The sequence below is a fragment of the Blastopirellula marina genome (genome assembly GCF_002967765.1).
Classification (GTDB): domain Bacteria; phylum Planctomycetota; class Planctomycetia; order Pirellulales; family Pirellulaceae; genus Bremerella; species Bremerella marina_A.
Genome location: NZ_PUHY01000012.1, coordinates 132,169 through 148,453, shown reverse-complemented (window position 1 = coordinate 148,453; position 16,285 = coordinate 132,169). Strand labels below are relative to the sequence as shown.

At 54.8% G+C, this 16,285-nt stretch carries 11 protein-coding genes; 4 read left to right on the top strand and 7 right to left on the bottom strand.

Going from position 1 to position 16,285, the window contains the following annotated elements; translation table 11 throughout:
* Positions 1-49: 49 nt before the first annotated feature.
* The gene (locus tag C5Y83_RS16925) at positions 50-1,747 is read left to right on the top strand and encodes a ribonuclease E/G (protein ID WP_105330952.1); all 1,698 of its coding nucleotides are present in this window, start codon (positions 50-52) and stop codon (positions 1,745-1,747) included.
* A 226-nt stretch (positions 1,748-1,973) separates the two neighbouring features.
* Entirely contained in the window at positions 1,974-2,288 is a 315-nt protein-coding gene (rplU, locus tag C5Y83_RS16920; RefSeq protein WP_105330951.1) for a 50S ribosomal protein L21, read from the top strand.
* A gap of 442 nt (positions 2,289-2,730) precedes the next feature.
* Here the strand turns inward: rplU and C5Y83_RS16915 are convergent, their stop codons facing one another.
* The 3 genes from C5Y83_RS16915 to C5Y83_RS16905 all read right to left on the bottom strand — a co-directional run bounded on the left by C5Y83_RS16915 (position 2,731) and on the right by C5Y83_RS16905 (position 7,702).
* Complete coding sequence (locus C5Y83_RS16915; RefSeq protein WP_105330950.1) at positions 2,731-3,123, bottom strand: diacylglycerol kinase; 393 nt, start codon at positions 3,121-3,123, stop codon at positions 2,731-2,733.
* 28 nt (positions 3,124-3,151) lie between these two features.
* On the bottom strand, positions 3,152-6,157 hold the full coding sequence (locus C5Y83_RS16910) for a hypothetical protein (RefSeq protein WP_146117809.1): 3,006 nt from the start codon (positions 6,155-6,157) through the stop codon (positions 3,152-3,154).
* A 225-nt stretch (positions 6,158-6,382) separates the two neighbouring features.
* The gene (locus tag C5Y83_RS16905) at positions 6,383-7,702 is read right to left on the bottom strand and encodes a hypothetical protein (RefSeq protein WP_105330948.1); all 1,320 of its coding nucleotides are present in this window, start codon (positions 7,700-7,702) and stop codon (positions 6,383-6,385) included.
* 108 nt (positions 7,703-7,810) lie between these two features.
* Between C5Y83_RS16905 and C5Y83_RS16900 the strand changes: the two genes are divergently transcribed.
* Positions 7,811-10,066, top strand: coding sequence for an efflux RND transporter permease subunit (locus C5Y83_RS16900; protein WP_158262387.1), 2,256 nt, complete (start codon positions 7,811-7,813; stop codon positions 10,064-10,066).
* 381 nt (positions 10,067-10,447) lie between these two features.
* Here the strand turns inward: C5Y83_RS16900 and C5Y83_RS16895 are convergent, their stop codons facing one another.
* Genes C5Y83_RS16895 through C5Y83_RS16885 form a run of 3 tightly spaced genes read right to left on the bottom strand, consistent with a single transcriptional unit; the run spans position 10,448 to position 13,647 of the window.
* On the bottom strand, positions 10,448-11,269 hold the full coding sequence (locus tag C5Y83_RS16895; RefSeq protein ID WP_105330946.1) for a carbohydrate ABC transporter permease: 822 nt from the start codon (positions 11,267-11,269) through the stop codon (positions 10,448-10,450).
* Positions 11,270-12,640 carry an extracellular solute-binding protein gene (locus tag C5Y83_RS16890; RefSeq protein ID WP_105330945.1) on the bottom strand — a complete coding sequence of 457 codons (1,371 nt, stop codon included), beginning with the start codon at positions 12,638-12,640 and terminating at the stop codon, positions 11,270-11,272.
* Positions 12,640-13,647 carry a carbohydrate ABC transporter permease gene (locus C5Y83_RS16885; RefSeq protein ID WP_233207261.1) on the bottom strand — a complete coding sequence of 336 codons (1,008 nt, stop codon included), beginning with the start codon at positions 13,645-13,647 and terminating at the stop codon, positions 12,640-12,642. The genes C5Y83_RS16890 and C5Y83_RS16885 overlap by 1 nt, the downstream gene beginning before the upstream one ends.
* A gap of 237 nt (positions 13,648-13,884) precedes the next feature.
* On the opposite strand from C5Y83_RS16885, the gene C5Y83_RS16880 reads away from it, so the two are divergent.
* Positions 13,885-16,116 (top strand): penicillin acylase family protein, encoded by a 2,232-nt coding sequence (locus C5Y83_RS16880; protein ID WP_105330944.1) that lies wholly within the window; start codon positions 13,885-13,887, stop codon positions 16,114-16,116.
* On the opposite strand, the gene C5Y83_RS16875 is transcribed toward C5Y83_RS16880, so the two are convergent.
* Positions 16,067-16,279 carry a hypothetical protein gene (locus C5Y83_RS16875; RefSeq protein WP_105330943.1) on the bottom strand — a complete coding sequence of 71 codons (213 nt, stop codon included), beginning with the start codon at positions 16,277-16,279 and terminating at the stop codon, positions 16,067-16,069. The two genes, C5Y83_RS16880 and C5Y83_RS16875, sit on opposite strands and share 50 nt — an antisense overlap.
* Positions 16,280-16,285: the final 6 nt, after the last annotated feature.

Below are 16,285 nucleotides of genomic sequence, written 5' to 3'. Positions count from 1 at the left end.
CGTAAAAGCTTTTGCGGTCATGGGCCCCATGCACCAAAGCGAGCTTCTTATGAAAAAAGAGATGCTGATCAACGTCTCGCAGCCGGAAGAATGCCGGATTGCGATCGTCGAAGACGGGATTCTCGAAGAGTTCTATCTCGAGCGAACCAGCCAAGAGAGCTTTGTCGGTAACATCTATAAAGGTGTCGTCGTCAATCTCGAGCCCAGTATTCAAGCCGCATTCGTCGACTTTGGCGTCGGTAAGAACGGTTTTCTGCACATCAGCGATGTCGAGCCGCAATACTTCCGCCAAGGCGGTTACGATCCATCAGCTCAGTATGATCGTCCGGAAGATCTCGCCGCATCCCGCTTCGGTGGTGACTTCGGCGATGATGATGAAGATGGCGACGACTCGGACGACGACGGACCTTCCGGTGGTGGAACCAAGACGCAAACGCGACGTGGTCGTCGGCAGCGGCCTGGGGCCCGTCCTCGAGTAAAGCCGCCAATTCAAGAGATCTTCAAGCGAGGCGACGAAGTCCTTGTACAGGTCATCAAGGAAGGTATCGGCAACAAAGGACCGACCCTTTCGACGTACATCAGCATTCCTGGCCGCTACCTGGTATTGATGCCGGCCCTGGGGCGGGTTGGTGTGTCGCGCAAGATCGAAGACGATCAGGTTCGTCGTCGCCTGCGAAGCACTTTGTTGGATCTCGATCCGCCGAAGGGGCTTGGGTTCATCGTGCGTACCGCCGGCCAGGATCGAACGAAGAAGGACCTCTCCCGTGATATGGCGTACCTGCTGCGGTTGTGGCGGCTGATTGTGCGTCGAATTCGCAAGACCACCGGGCCTTGCGAAATCTACGAAGAGAGCGACATGATCATCCGCACGATTCGCGATATCTTCGCGGCGGATGTCGACGCCATCTACATTGATCGCAAAGAGCAATACGATGCGGCGAAAGAATTCCTGCAACTGGTCATGCCGCGGTTCGTCGATCGTCTGCACAAGCACGACGCCAAAGAAGCTTTGTTCCGCAAATACAATCTCGACGAAGAAATCGCCAAAATTCACCAGCGCGAAGTGCCTTTGCCACGTGGTGGCTCGATCGTGATCGATCAGACCGAAGCCTTGGTCGCCATCGACGTGAATAGTGGCAACTTCCGTTACGACGGTAGCTCAGAAGAAGCTGCCTATCATTTGAATCTGATGGCCGCCAAAGAGATCGCTCGTCAGCTTCGTTTGCGCGATTTGGGTGGCGTGATCGTCAACGACTTCATCGACATGCGACGCGAGAAGCACCGTGCCAACGTCGAGCGCGCATTGAAGGACTCGGTTAAGCGGGACCGCGCTCGTACCAAGATCTTGCGAACGAGCCCCTTCGGTTTGATCGAGATGACCCGTCAGCGCGTTCGTCCGAGCTTGAAACGTAGCATCTTCCGTGATTGCCCCTGCTGTAATGGCCGAGGGGTGGTGAAGTCTTCCGAGAGCATGGCCATTGAAGTGACCCGTGTCCTGATCGCCGCTGCTCAACAGCCCAAGGCTGCTCAGATAAACTGCCGGGTGAACGAAGAGGTCGCCGCTTATTTGAACAATAAGAAGCGTCGCGAAATTGCGATGATCGAAGATGACAACAGCGTGGTCGTCCACATCATCGGCAGCGAATCGGTCTTCCCCGAGCACGTGGAAGTCGAATGCAAGGACGCTGAGGGACGGCGCATCTACATGACCGACCCTCACGATACATCGCGAAACGGTCGTCGCTAAGTTGCTGAAAGTAAACAGGTTAGCGTGGCTGCCTCTCCCCTGCCCTGCTGGGCCGAGGCACCGTGGTTTGCGGGAAACTGCAGCTAGGGGCCTTTCCTCAAGAAAACGGTAAATGGCGCCCTCGACAACCAGCCTGTTTGCCGGTAAATTGTGTGGTTTCCCCTGATACGAATTGCCCCATTAGGGGCTTATCCAGAAATATTGAAACTCGATTGGACTCAATCGGATGTACGCGATCATTCAAGAAGACGGTAAGCAAATCAAAGTCGAACAGGGCCAAGAACTGCGGATCGATTTCCGTTTCGAGGCTTCCGTGGGCGACGCTTTGACCTTTGATCAGGTCCTATTGGTCTCGGGCGAAGATGGCGTGAAGATTGGCAAGCCGGTTGTCGATGGTGCTTCGGTCAAAGCTGAAGTCCTCGGTGTCGTTCAGGGCGAGAAGCTGGTTATCCAAAAATTCCGTCGCCGTAAGAACAGCAAGACCAAGACGGGACATCGTCAGGTCTACACCAAAGTGAAGATCAACGAGATCGTTGCCTAATGCTCGCCTAGGAATGGTGGTGCCGATCACGATCATTCACTAACAGAATACTCAAGCCGCGAACCATTTTGGTTGGCGGCTTTTTTAATGCGTGTGTAGTACCCGCAACATGTCTTGGAGAAGTTATCGGGTAACCGATGTTAAGAAAACCTAAAAAAAGACTGGTCAAATAATCCCTGACCCGATAAGTTTATCACCGTGCGAGAGAGCATGGCTCTCAGCTGAAAAGGAAGGTGGAGGGAGAACATCTTCCCAGGTCAACGGCGGACCGGATCGTAGTAGCGAATCGCACGGCACGCGACAACACAACAGGAAGTTACGAAGGCCAGCCTTAACATTTGGGGATGGAATCGGCTTAACAAATATCTTCGGCTTGGCTGCCACTTATAACAGTACCCTGCGTCATTCACCCTGACGCAGGGTATTGTTTTTCTTGCCTGCGCTAATTTACGAAAGTGCGCGACCACCACGTGGCGATGGGTTGCCAAAACAAGAATCCCCCAACGACAATCGCCGTCATGCTAATCATCAGCACCGCCCCGCTGGCCGCGTCGAGAGCGAGACGGATATGCTCGTTGTGATTGTCGTCGATCGCCCGTGCGAGCGTCTCTAGGGCCGTGTTGAAGAGTTCTGCGGTAAGTACCGCGCCTATCGTCAGGACTAGTACGGCCCAGCGTCCTGGGTCGAAAGAAAGTAGAAACGCGATCGAGATGACCAGCGCCGCGGCTGGCAGGTGAACGCTAAAGCTTCCTTCGGTACGAATCGCCCAGAGCAGTCCCGAGAAAGCCAGCTGAAACTTGCGAATCCAGCCGCGCGGTGTCATTTCGTTTTTCATCGCGAACGGATTCCCCTCACATGCGAGGCTATTCCAGCCCTTGAGCACCCAGTGGCAACAGCGGCTGACCGTTGATCTTGCTGTATTGTCCCGAGGCAAAGAAGCGTGGCTCGAAGTTGATTCCGATGCCGATGTTATCGCGGCTGCTGTTGACGTTGAAGTTGAACGTCAGCAAGCCTGATTCGCCAATGCGCGTCATGAAGACGTTCTGTCCAAGATTCATGTTTTGATTCAGGTCGTACGCCGTTCCCAAACCACCGAACCACTTCTCGCTGAGGCGATACTGCAGCGAGGCGATGATCAGTTGGCTCTTGAACGGCTGAACCGTGTTGGTATAGCTGACGTACAAGTTGCCGATCTGTGTGCGGTTGATGTAGCTACCGATGGTAATCGTTTGAAGCCCGTCATCGAATAAATCCCAATAAGCGTTCGAGAACACCGACAGGCGATTACCAATTTGCCAATTGAAATCATAGTTCAATAGACCGAGGGTCTCGCCAAAGTTGTCGCGGTCGGCGTCGGGGAAGATGGTTCCGCCGATGTCGAGCTTGATCCAATCAATGATCTTTTCGTTGCCGGGACTGCCTCGCTTGGTTTGCCAGACCTGACGCAGTTCCAGTCGTCCGGCGGTTAGGTCATCAGCGATTTCGCTCACAGGGGAAGTAACCAACCCTTGTTGGTTAGAGCGTAAGGCGTAGTAGCGCGGATCGACTTGCGGCGGAACAGCTTGGCCAGCCATTAAACCGTAGGTGTTGAACAGGAAACGTCGTTGGAATTGTTCTTGGGCGTCGTCATTCAAGCTGTTGTACATCGCGTAACGAGACAGAGCCTGGCTCGAGTCAGAGTAGGACAAATCACCGTACAAAGTGATTTTGTGAGCGACGCCGTTCAAGTTTAAAAGCTGACTTTGAATGTTGCGATTCACGCTCCAGGCCATGATACTTCCGCGGACACCACCTTGGGCATATCCACGTAGCAGGTCGTTGCCGTTGATGTCTTGTCCCCAGTAGCCAACTTCGCCCAACGCATAGGGCGTGACCTTGGCGCCGAGCAATTCCATCGGCATGTCGATTTCGTGACGGGAAGTCGCAACAACGCCTTCCACGTCCGCTTCGTACGGCAGCAAGGTAAACTTCGCAAGGTCTTCCGGATCTGTCGGCGTTGCCGCTTCGCGGAGACGAGCATAGCCCGCTTGCGAGTGCGACGAATACGTCAAACGATCAAATAGCAGTGGCTCGCCCAGAACGTAGTAGTCAACCTTCGGCATCCATTCGGTCTGCATGAAGAAGTCGTTGACGCGTGTCGAGCCAAAAATGTTCAGGCTCTTGTTGTCCATCAATTTCTTCAACTCGAACGAGGTATCGAAGTCTTTGGCCTGGTCGTAGTCTTTCTCGTAGAACGATTCCAGGAAGTTACGATCCGAAATCAGGCCCAATTCGCCGGTGAATTGGAAGTCGCCGAATGTCATCTGGCGATGTCGGCCCCAGACACGACCACGGAAGTCGGTTTCTGGTTCCAGCGTGCGTCGGTCGGCACCCAGGTTATCGATCCCGCTGTCGTGAATCGCCCAGGCATCCAGGAAGCCTGTAGCAGGATTGTTGAAGTACGGGAAATAGGTGTCGTTGAAGCGGAACTGAGTGCCAAATCCAAAGCCACGGTACGAAAGGTAGTCGAGATCGGTTACCCATTCGGTTCCTTCCCATGGATTATCGATGCCAAAGACTTCGTAGTTGTCCCACTCGGTCAGCGTTTGGAAGCCGAAGATCTGGTCGTTACGGAAGCTGATCTTGTTTAAATAGAAGACTGGGTCGTTCACATCGGCCGATAGTACCGGCCAGTAGAAAACCGGTACTCCACCAAAATAGAGCGTGTTGTTTCGCGAGGTCGCAAGACGCTTGTGGTCGATTTTCGGTTGGCCTGTGATCGGATCAATCTGTGCTTCACCGGTCACTGGATTGACGACCGTAGTTTGTTGGTCGGTGTACTCAATCTGGTTCGATTGGAACCAATAGCGCGGTACGCCCATGCGGCTGGTTGTCAGTGCCGCACCGTAGGCCTGATAGCGATCACGATTGACTCGTTGCAGCACGTCAGCTTTCAAGCGGACCAGCCCTTGGTATTCAGGCACCGGAGTCAGCATCTCGGCGTTGAGGATCGTGCCATATTCGTCGAGCACGTTGTAGTACATCCGCTCGGCGTACACGACTTGCTCGCCCTGGCGAAAGATAACGTTGCCTTCCAGGTAGAATTCGTAGTCCTTGTCACCGCCCGGAGCTTCACCACCGTTCAGCTCGGGGATGTCGGTTTTTGACCAGACGATTGCCCGGTCGGCCATAAGGCTGACCGTATCGAGATCTCCTAGGCCTTCAACGACAACATGGATTCCAGAAACAATTCTTCCGATGGTCTCGCCGGTGTTCGGGTCTTTTTCCGCGCGAGCATTGAACCCTGTTGAGTAGCGATTCAAAAAGCGAATCTTGATCGTCTGCGGCTCGACCGAGATTGCAGGAGGTAGCGGTTCGCCGGCGTCATACTGAATCTGTTGAATCGGACCGATCACTTGTCGGGGTGGGGCGAAGCCATCGTCCAGTGGCTGCGCGTTGCGGCCCCGGTGGTAAATTGCTGGGGCAACGGGAGGGGGCGACTTCGTTGTGTCGCTCGGAAGTTCCAATCGCGATGTCGTGAACATCTGGCCCAGCCAAGTTGGGCCTTCGAAGATTGCCGTACCTTCTTCCGAGTCGAGGTAGTTCACGTAAACCTCGTTCTCGAGATACACGGTTACCTTGTGAGGGACGAGCCGAAACGGCTGTGCGTAGTCAATCCAAAGTACGGCATCCTGTCCCTTGGCAATCGTGTTCCCTTGCACAATACGGCAGTTCCCACGCAAGATCCAAACTTCTTGGTTGCCGTCTTGCCAGTGCCGGGCGTCGTCGGCGGTGATGGTAATTGGACGCGTCGTATCCGATTTTGGAAGATGAATTTCTGCAGAAGCGACCGTCGCGATGCCGAATAGAAGTACCCAGACCGCGCACATCTTCAGCGCACGCGACCAGCACGCAAAACCGCGATCAGTCGATGCTGAACGCGTCTTCGGACTTTTCCTATGAGGGGGAAACAGGGTCTTGGCTTCCTTGCCGATCGACTCTGAAGGACGGTAATTCCCGAGCTGCATGCGAGTTAGTGATTCGCACCCCAGGGGGTTAAAGCGGGGCGGATTATAGGGATGCGGCCAGACGAGAGCAAGCCAACTTCCGTCCGATTAGCTTTTCCAGAGACGCCCGTAAATCCATTGGATGCCAGCACATGCTAGCACGGCTAAGATGGGAACCAGCGGCGATCGCATCCGCATATTGCTCCAAAAGAAGAGATGTACTAGCGTGAAGCTGGCCATCAATAGTAAGCCCGCTAGCCAGCCTGGTTTCACCAAGTTTCGCCCTAAAGTGATCAGCCCAACGATCACCAAGGCAAATTGAACAGCGTACCAAGCCCCGATTGCGTACCGAACGGCGGCTTGCTTGAGGCCCTCTTGCGCGCTAAGTGCATGCGGAAGTGGACGCCAGAACATGGTAAATCGTACAAGGCAACTGTAAGCCGTCATCGTGGGATCTGCTTTCATGCTATCAATCGCTTCGACGTAGGCCGCTCGGTCGCGGGCCAGTTCGCTTGCCGACGTGTATTCGTATGGATGACGTTTATTGAAGCCTTCGTGGAATGCCTCGTTGTCCCAAACTGGCGTCGTGCCCGATCTCAGGTACTCGTAGTAATCGCCGTTGTTGCCCCAAAGTAACGTGTGGCCACCATGTGTTGTTCCCAGCACAGGGGCTTGGAAGACGAGCCAGTTTCGGGCTACCCATGGAACCAGCAGGAATACGAGCATCAAGCCGTAGGAAGAAACCGAGGTCAGGCGATGTTTCCAGGTCGCTACCGTCAGCCCAATGGCCAGTGGCAACAAAGCTGCCCAGACCAAAAATGTGGGGCGACAGTATATCGCTAAGGCAACCGCACCAGCGATATTCGCGGCGCGAATGGTTAAGTTAGTGCTGAAACGCTCGGTATTCTCTTCATTGGAGGTGGCCGCCATCGTGGAAACAGCCACCAAGGTCAGAATCGCCAGACAAGTCGCCAGTGTTTCCGTCATGACCAGGGACGATTGATTCAGCAGAATTGGATCGACGGCTACGAGCAAGGCGGCGAGACTTCGCCACCGGGATAATCCCATTACGCGAGCCCAGTAGAACGAGAGCCCAACGGTAATTAAGCCTAATGCGACATGCAGCAGCATGACTTCCGTGGACAGAACTTTGCCTGATGGACTCGTGATTGCCAGAAGTAGGGGGTAAAGCGGAGGGCGAAACGCCGTTGGTTCCGCGGCGTTAACAAAGGTCAGGGAGCGAAGCTCTAGTACGTTCTTGGCAAGCTTCCGGTAGCTGTCGGGATCGGACTGAAAGTTTTCGAGCTGGGCATATCCTAGTCCGCCTCGGATTACCAATGCCACGAAAAGAATGGTATACCACTGCCAGTCAAACCACACGCTGGTGGGACGCGGCGAACTCGCTGGGGCATCGCTGAGGGAATCCATCTGGCTGACCGGTCAAAAGAAGCAGGCTCGTACGATTAGCGGGACTTCGTAGAATATAACAGACGTCGCCCTAAACTGACGATGGCTGCCCTGTGGCAAGGAAGCGCGGTGAAAATACTGTTTGAAACCTGGATTGCCTCTCGTTGGCTGTTGCTGGCGATAGGCATCGCGCTGGCCACTGGGGCCATTTATCTCGGCCAAAACCTCCAGTTCGATCGCTCGATTGAAAACATGTTCGCGGCAGACGATCCGTTGATTGAGTCGTTTGAGCGTTTCAATCGCATCTTCGGCGGCAACGAAGTTGTGCTCGGGGTGTATGAAGACGATCAGCTCTTCGCACTCGACGGTGGTGGCATGACCCGCGTCGAAAAGGTTCGCACGGAAATCGAAGCCTTAGACGGCGTTCGCGAAGTTCTCTCACTTGATCGGGAAGTGATCCGCGAGTTCGTGCTCAACCCTGATTCAGCCGCTGGACCACAAATTAAAGAGTTGTTCTCCGGGTATACCCACAACGAGGACGGTACGATCGTCGCATTGCCAATTCAGCTCACGCCGAAAGGTGAGACCAAGGTCAGCCGCGTCGAACTCATTGAGCAACTGCGAGCGATCTTCGAGAAACTTCCCAACGGTATGATCACGGGTGAGCCGGTCATGGTGGTCGATGGGTTTCGCTACGTGGAAGAAGATGGGCAACGTCTAGGCTGGGCGACGTCGCTGTTGTTGGCCTGCGTGATCTTACTGGTTTTCCGGAGCATTCGTTGGGTCATCATTGCCATCGTGGTTGTCCAAGTCACGCTTTATTGGACGCATGCCACGCTGGCCCTAAGCGGGCTACAACTGAGCATGGTCAGTTCGATGCTGACCGCGATCGTCACGGTGATTGGTGTTGCCACCGTGGTGCATTACATCCTGCGATTTCGTCAGTATCGCGATGAAGGACAAGATCCCAAGGTCGCGTTGGCCTCTGCTGCCCAGTATTTGTTAGCCCCGGTCTTCTGGGCGTGTGCCACCGATGCGGTCGGTTTCTCGGCACTGCTGATTACGAGCGTCGGTCCGGTTCACGATTTCGGCATCATGATGGCTGTAGGGGCGATGCTTGTGTTGCCTGCGGTGTTAGTCTTCTTGCCAGGTTTGGTTTTGATCGGCAGCCCTTGGGGCGTCGACCCGGCGAAACCGTGGGGAGACGAAAAGCTGGAACAAGGCCTATCGAAGACAGTCGATTCGATCGTGAAACGACCACTGCTGATCGGAACGATGATTCTTATAGCATTCGGCGTTTCGTTGTGGGGAGCCGCCCGGCTCAAGGTCGAAAGTGACTTCACTAAGAATTTCCGCGAGTCGACGCCAATCGTCCAGGCTTACTCGTACGTTGAAGATCGTCTTGGCGGCGCAGGCGTGTGGGATGTCGCGATACCGGCACCGGCAAGCGTCGATTGGAGTTATGTGCGGGAAGTCATTCAGCTGGAAAATCGTTTACGCGAGGAAGTACCAGAACTCTCGAAAGTGCTAAGTCTGGCTGATGTGATCGATGCAACGCTTCCTCCGGCGATTAAGAATCAGCGATTGGCTTTCATTAAAAACACCACCATCCGCGTGGGGATCTCGTCGCTCAATAAGCAAATGCCGGAAACAATGAAATCGCTGTATGCTCAAGATCCGGCGAATCCAGACGAGTATTGGTTTCGGATCATGCTGCTGTCCAAGGAACGTCAGGAAGCCCAGGTCAAGCAAGAGACAATCGAGCATGTTCGGGAAATTGTCGCGGAGTACGCGGCAGAGAAAGCGAATGAAGCCGAGCCAGATCAGGCTCCCGCCGAACCGCCGATCGTCAGTGGCTTCTTCGTGCTGCTGACCCATTTGATCGATAGTTTGGTTCGCGACCAATGGCGTTCGTTCGGCTTAGCGATTGTCGGTATCGGCCTGACGATGACCTTGGCGTTTCGCAGCGTAAAACTGGCTCTGTTGGCACTGATTCCGAACATTCTGCCAATTCTGATGGTAACCGGAGCGTTTGGTCTGTTTGGTTACAAGATCAACATGGGTGCGGCCATGATTGCCGCTGTTTCGATGGGGCTCGGCGTCGATGCGTCGATTCACTATATCTACGGATTTCAGCGAAGTATCCGCGCAGGTAATTCGCCTGGGGAAGCGCTTGTCGAGGTGCAGCAAAGTGTTGGTAAAGCGGTGATTTTTGCCACATTTGCTCTGATCGCTGGCTTTAGTGTGCTGTGCGTTAGTGACTTCGTGCCAACGATTTACTTCGGAGTTTTGGTGGGACTCACGATGCTTGGGGCCCTCGCTGGCAATCTGATCATCTTGCCGCTGCTGATCAAGCTGTTTGTCCTCGGACGGACGAACTCCTGATGTTTAGGAGGTTTACGCAAGGTAGTTTGTTGATCTGGCTTCGTATTCGGGCGATGGGTTCCTTGCCAACTTGCAGTCGACTCTGGTAGAATGCGACGTTTCCACCTGAATTAATTTCCCCACTAGGGGGATTTCCTTTACATATTTGATGAAGCGATACGGAGAATTTCGTGGGAACGAAGAAAACCGGTAAGGGTCGACGCAAAGTTGGACGCAAGAAACGCCGTATGCGTGCAAAGATCCGTCATCGCAAGAAGTAATCTGATGGGAGCATATCCAAACTGATATGCTCCCAGGTTTTCCGCTTCTGCCGATAAGCTGTCGCCTCTTCTCGTAGCGGCGACAGCATCTAAGGCCGCGCGCTCTGCTTAAGGCGTCTTCCTAGTCTTTTAGACCCGTGGTGGCGATTCCCTTGAGGAAGGTCTTCTGCGCGAAGAAGAACAGCACCACAACCGGCAAAGTAAATAGCGTTGCCGCCGCTAATAAAAGGTGGGTCTGGTCAGCATACGAGCTGACAAACTGCTCGAGCCCGTACGCCAACGGAAAACGATCTTTATTGCTCAAAAACAAAAGCGGACCGCTGAAGTCATTCCAGGCTGCAACGAATTGAAACAGTCCGACGGTGACCAGCGCCGGGACCGACATGGGCATGATCACGCGCCAATAGATGCCCCATTCCGACAATCCATCGATACGGGCCGCTTCGCTGATATCTTCTGGGATCGTGCGAAAGAACTGCCGCAAGAGAAAAATTGAGAAGGCATCCCCCAAAAATGTCGGCAGTATCAACGCCCCAAGGGTGTTGTAGAGCCCAACTTCACGGAGTAGCAAGAAGCGGGGAATCATGGTCACGTGCCAGGGTAGCAGCATGGTTCCAATCAGCACGGCAAAGAGTTTGTCCCGTCCCCACCATTTCAGCTTGGCAAATGCATAGGCCGCCATCGAGCAGGAGATCACGGTGCCGATGACCGTACCAAGGCAAAGCGTCAGCGTATTGCTCAGGTACTGCCAGAACGGCATCGACTGAATCGCCGTGGCGTAGTTCTCCCAATGCCACGTTTCCGGGATCAAACGATTCGGGGCCACTTGGATTTCTGTGGGCGACTTCAGCGAACCCGACAGCATCACCAACAGCGGCATACTGTAGATCGCTGCAAAGAAGATCAGCAGGGCATAAACAGTCGATTTCTGCAGGCGATTCATTTAACGGTTCCCTGCTCGATCGATGTGCAACTGAATCCGCTCCTGAGCGTCTTCCAGCATCCGGGCAAGGTCTGGCTTTGTTGGGCTAGCCATGGCCGCTTCGGAGACATTCTTCACTTCGTTGTTGAAGAAAGGTGCTCCTGGAATAACCGGTACCGGATACTGGTTCTGACTGCCAGCTAGGTCAATGAAGTTTTGAAACAAAGGTTCTTCTTCTAGAAATTGAGCAAACGTCGGTTGATCGACCACCGCCTGGGAAACGGGAATCCAGCCCCCGGACACACAGGTTTCCGCTGCTTGTGGTTCGTGACCGTCAAAGCCACACCAGAACTTGATGAACTCCCAAGCACCACGAGAACTCTTTGCTCCACGGGGAATCACAAAATTATTGCCGTTTACCCAACCTGCATTGGGTTTGCCACCGGGAGGCGGCGGCAAAGGAGCGACTCCGAACCGCGTGACCGGCTCCCCTTTTTCGCGTTGCGATTTTTGAAACGCACGGATATCGCGAACTCGCCACTGACCATCCATGACCACGGCATATCGCTCGGCAAATAGAGGAAATGTTTTGCCTGGGAGCGATTGATCACCATGCCGGAAACGAGCGATTTCCGAAGGACCGTAGCGATCTCGATAGCTGGTCATCCAAGCCAACGCAGCTTCAATTTCAGGTGAGGTGAGCGTTACTTGTCCATTTTTTGCATTGTAGAATTGCCCACCGAAGACCGGCCCCCACGCCCAAATTCGACGTGAATCGGGCAAGTACCCGTGATGTTCGTACGGTGTCTTCTGATCTGGCGGAGCGATCGTGGTGGCGATGTGGTCGAGATCGCTGATCGATGTCGGTGCGGCGAGCTCGTAACGATCTAACATGGTTTGGTTGTAGTAGAGTGCTCGAATATCGAGTCCATTGGGAACACCGTACATGCGATCGTTGTAGGTCACCAGCCGTCGTGCGGCTGGAAATAACCACGTGGCGAGACGCTGTACCTCCTCCTCGCTCGCCACCTCGTCCAGAGCCAAGATCGCACCGCGATGTCCCCAGTCGGCAATGACTGGGTCGTCAATGTTCAAGAGATCAGGCGGATCACCACCAGTAACGCTGAGAAAGAATTTCAGGTCGAGGTTGTTCCCCGGCATCGCGATCGGGCGAACAAAGTATTCTTCTTGCGACTGGTTGAAACGTTGGGCAACGTCTTCCACGATGGCGCGATCAGCACCGCCCCAGAAGTGCCAGAAGACCACTTCTTCACGGTCGTCGGGCACCGCATGGTCGGTCGCCGTCAGGTAACGTTGGGAAAGGAGCAGCCCGATTACAATCACGCACAGCATCGCGAGCGCCAACCAGCCGCGGACGGAATTGCTTGTCATCAGCGTAACCCCTCGTAAACCCAATGTCGCGAGGTGGTAAACAGGAACCAGGTCGCCATTCCCAACAGCACGAACAGCAGCCAAGCGACGGCCGACGCGTATCCCATATCCAAGTGCTGAAATGCGCTGAGGAACAAATGCAGACTGAGCATCAACGTCGAGTCTGCCGGGGCACCGCGCCCTTCGCTCACGATATAGATCTGTGTGAATGCCTGGACAGATTGGATTAGGCCCATCACCAGATTGAAGAAGATGATCGGTGTAAGCAGCGGGAGCGTGACATTCCAGAATCTACGCAGGGGACCGGCACCATCGAGGCGAGCCGCTTCGTAAAGCGATTTCGGGATGTCGCCGATCGCTGCCAGGTAAATCACCATGAAGTTGCCCATGCCCCACAAGCTCATTAGGATCAGGGCGTCCTTCGAGCCGACCGGCGCCGAATTATTCGACCAAGCCGAGGCAGTGAAGGTATGTGGTGAGAAAAACTCGTCGGGCGAAGCGAACCATTGCGGCTGCCAAAGACCGAGCGAGCCGAGGATTGAGTTCACCAAGCCGTCTGCCGGATTGAGAAGCCACATCCAAAGAATACTGGAAGCCACCACTGGGATAACCGATGGCAGGTAGAACAACGTCCTAAAGATCGATTGCCCACGGATCTCGCACGACAAAAGTGCTGCCAGACCGACGCCGACCACAATCGAAAGCGGAACGGAAATTAGGGCGTAATAGCTCGTATTCCAAAGTGCTTTGCCAATCCCTGTGCCTGAGGCAAGTTCGGTACCAAGTTGCTGGTAGTTCTCTAGCCCGATCAGGTGAGGTGGGTTAATCAGGTCGTACTGGCAGAAACTCCAATACAGCGACACCAAGAATGGATAGACAAACAGTGCCAAGAGTCCCACTAGCCAGGGGCTGGCGAAGCTGACGGCGGTAAACCACTGGCGTAGCCCGCGCTGTCGTTGCTGCGACGCGATTGCTGGCGGGTGGGAAGTGTCCGCTGGGTCGTCCAAGGTGAATTACGCTTCAATTCAAGGGGGAAACGATAGCTCAGGCTCCCAAGGCTTGACTGGCCTCGTACGCCTCATTCTGCCGATGATAAGTGGTGAGAATACCCCACTACGATGTCACAATTCGTCCGAAGTCGCAAACGGACCGCGCCAGCATGCTACGATGACATAAGGGCCGTGCAGGTTTCATGAAGTTCCCTGACACGGGGCCCCGGGTAGCTGACAGGGATCGACAACCACATGGAATTCTCCCGGTTAACAAGAGACATCACCATCGAGCGTGACGACGCTGGTGTTCCGCACATTACGGCCAGCACGCTTGATGACGCGTTATATGGCCTCGGTTACATGCATGCAACCGACCGGCTGACTCAGATTTTATTCGCCCGGGCCATCGCTTCTGGTCGAGCAGCTGAATCGATCGCCGCTCGCGATGAGCTTTTAGAGACCGATCGCTTCTTTCGACGAATCGGCTTACATCGCAATCAGCCGCGGGAACGTGAGTACTGGCCTGAGGACGTTCAGCGTCAAGTCGATCACTACTGCGCAGGCGTCAACGATGGGATGAAAGCGACCGGCGGTACTTGGCCGATGTGGGCGATTGGCTTCGAAGCAGCGGCTTGGGATCCGACCTCGGTGCTCTACATTGGCAACCTGCTCAGCTTTGGTGGTTTGGCGGTTAGCCAGTTGGAAAACGAGCGAATCGTGATCGCGTTGATTCAAGCTGGCGGCGATGAAGGAGCCCTCCGCGAACTTTTTCCTGGCCGACTGGAGCATGTTGATTTTGAAATCTTGCGGCAAGCTCGCGGAGTGAAGAAGCTTTCCGATGAAGCGCTCGAGGTGCTGATGGACCTGCCTCGTCTGGCGGGGAGCAATGCGTGGGTTGTTTCCGGTAAGCTCTCGCAGAGTGGTAGCCCGATCTTGTCTTCCGATCCGCATCTCGAGACGAACCGTTTGCCGGCAATCTGGTACGAGGCCGTAATGCGGTGGAACGGCAACTACGCGATCGGCGCGACCTTGCCTGGTTGTCCGTTGGTTGCGGTGGGACGTACCAAGAGAGTGAGCTGGGGTGTGACCTACATGAAAGGGGACACCACGGACTTCTTCATCGAAGACTGCCGCAAGGCGGAAGAAGGTAAGTGGCAATATCGTCGCGAGGACGCGTGGTATGACTTTCAAGTTCGAGATGAAGTCATCGGCGCTAAGGGAAAGCCCTCTGCCACGATGCGAGTGTTGGAGAATCCGCAAGGCGCGTTGGAAGTCGATCCGGAAGAGTCTGGCGACGGCTATTACTTGAGCCTGGCTTGGACTGGGATGCAGCCGCGATCCGGAATGGCAATCGCCTCGTGGCTGCAAATGCTTTCGGCCGAGAATGCAACCGAGGCGTTGGATGTGGCCAAAGGTTGTCCGCAGCCGACCTTGTGCTGGGTAGTTGCTGACGTCGAAGGCAATATCGGGATGCAAGGTAACGGCCGATTTCCGCGTCGCCGAAATGGCTTCTCTGGTCTCGGTCCGGTAGCGGCGTGGGATGCGCGGAATCACTGGCAAGGGGTTGTTCCTGCGGATCAGCTTCCACGGATCTACAACCCGGAGTGTGGTTTCATCGCCACGGCCAACGAAGATATCAACGAGCCTAACCGACCGAAGTTGGTCAGTCAGACATTGCCCAGCTATCGTAAGCGTCGTATCGTCGAGGTGCTTGAGGCCGCATGTGAAGTCACGATCGAGGACATGCAGACGCTGCAATACGATCTGGTGAGTCTTCAGGCACGCGAGATCCTGCCGATCCTGTTGCCGTACGCTCCGCAGGTTCTGCGCGACAAGCTCGAAGATTGGGATTATCGCTTCGACCCTGATAGTACCGAAGCGGTCTTGTTTCAGCGGTTTTACCGAAACACGCTGCTGGAAATCTTCGGACACGAACGTGGCATGGGACCCAAGCGGACGCTTTACCTGGTGACGCGTGCTGGCTTCTCAAGCATGATCATCGCGGCGTGCGACGAGATCTTGAAGAAGGATCTCTCCTTGTGGTGGCAGACGCGTGACAAGGGGGAGATGATTCGGACGGCAGGCGAGAAAGCACTGCTCGAAAAAGAAGTGACTTGGGGGCAATTCAATAGCTTCCACTTCACCGACCGCTTCTTCGGCGGCGGGCATGTTGGGCGCCTGCTTGGTTTTGATAGCCCTGAATACCCCATGCCCGGCTGTCATGCCACGGTGTTTCAAGGGCACGTGTTGCAGACGGCGACGCGTGAATCGACCTTCGCGCCGAGTTACCATTTCGTGACCGACATGGCGACCGACTTGGCTTGGACAAACATGCCAGGGGGACCGAGCGAGAGTCGGTTCTCGCGATACTATAAGAGCGACGTTCCGCTGTGGCTGGACGGCGACTATAAGAAGCTGGCCCCGAAATTCGAGACTAGCCCCACAGACCCGCCAGAAGAATCACCACAAACACCACTCCCATAAAGCCGACGATCCAAACGAATGTATCCCAAGCATGCTTGAGAATCGCCGGCCAGCGCTCGTGACGCGTGGCACCGTAAACCAAGCTAACCACGGTGATCAGAGGGAGAGCGTAAACCACCAGGTGCCAACCAGGAAACATCGCGAGTAGAGCCAGGTTTTCCATCAGAGC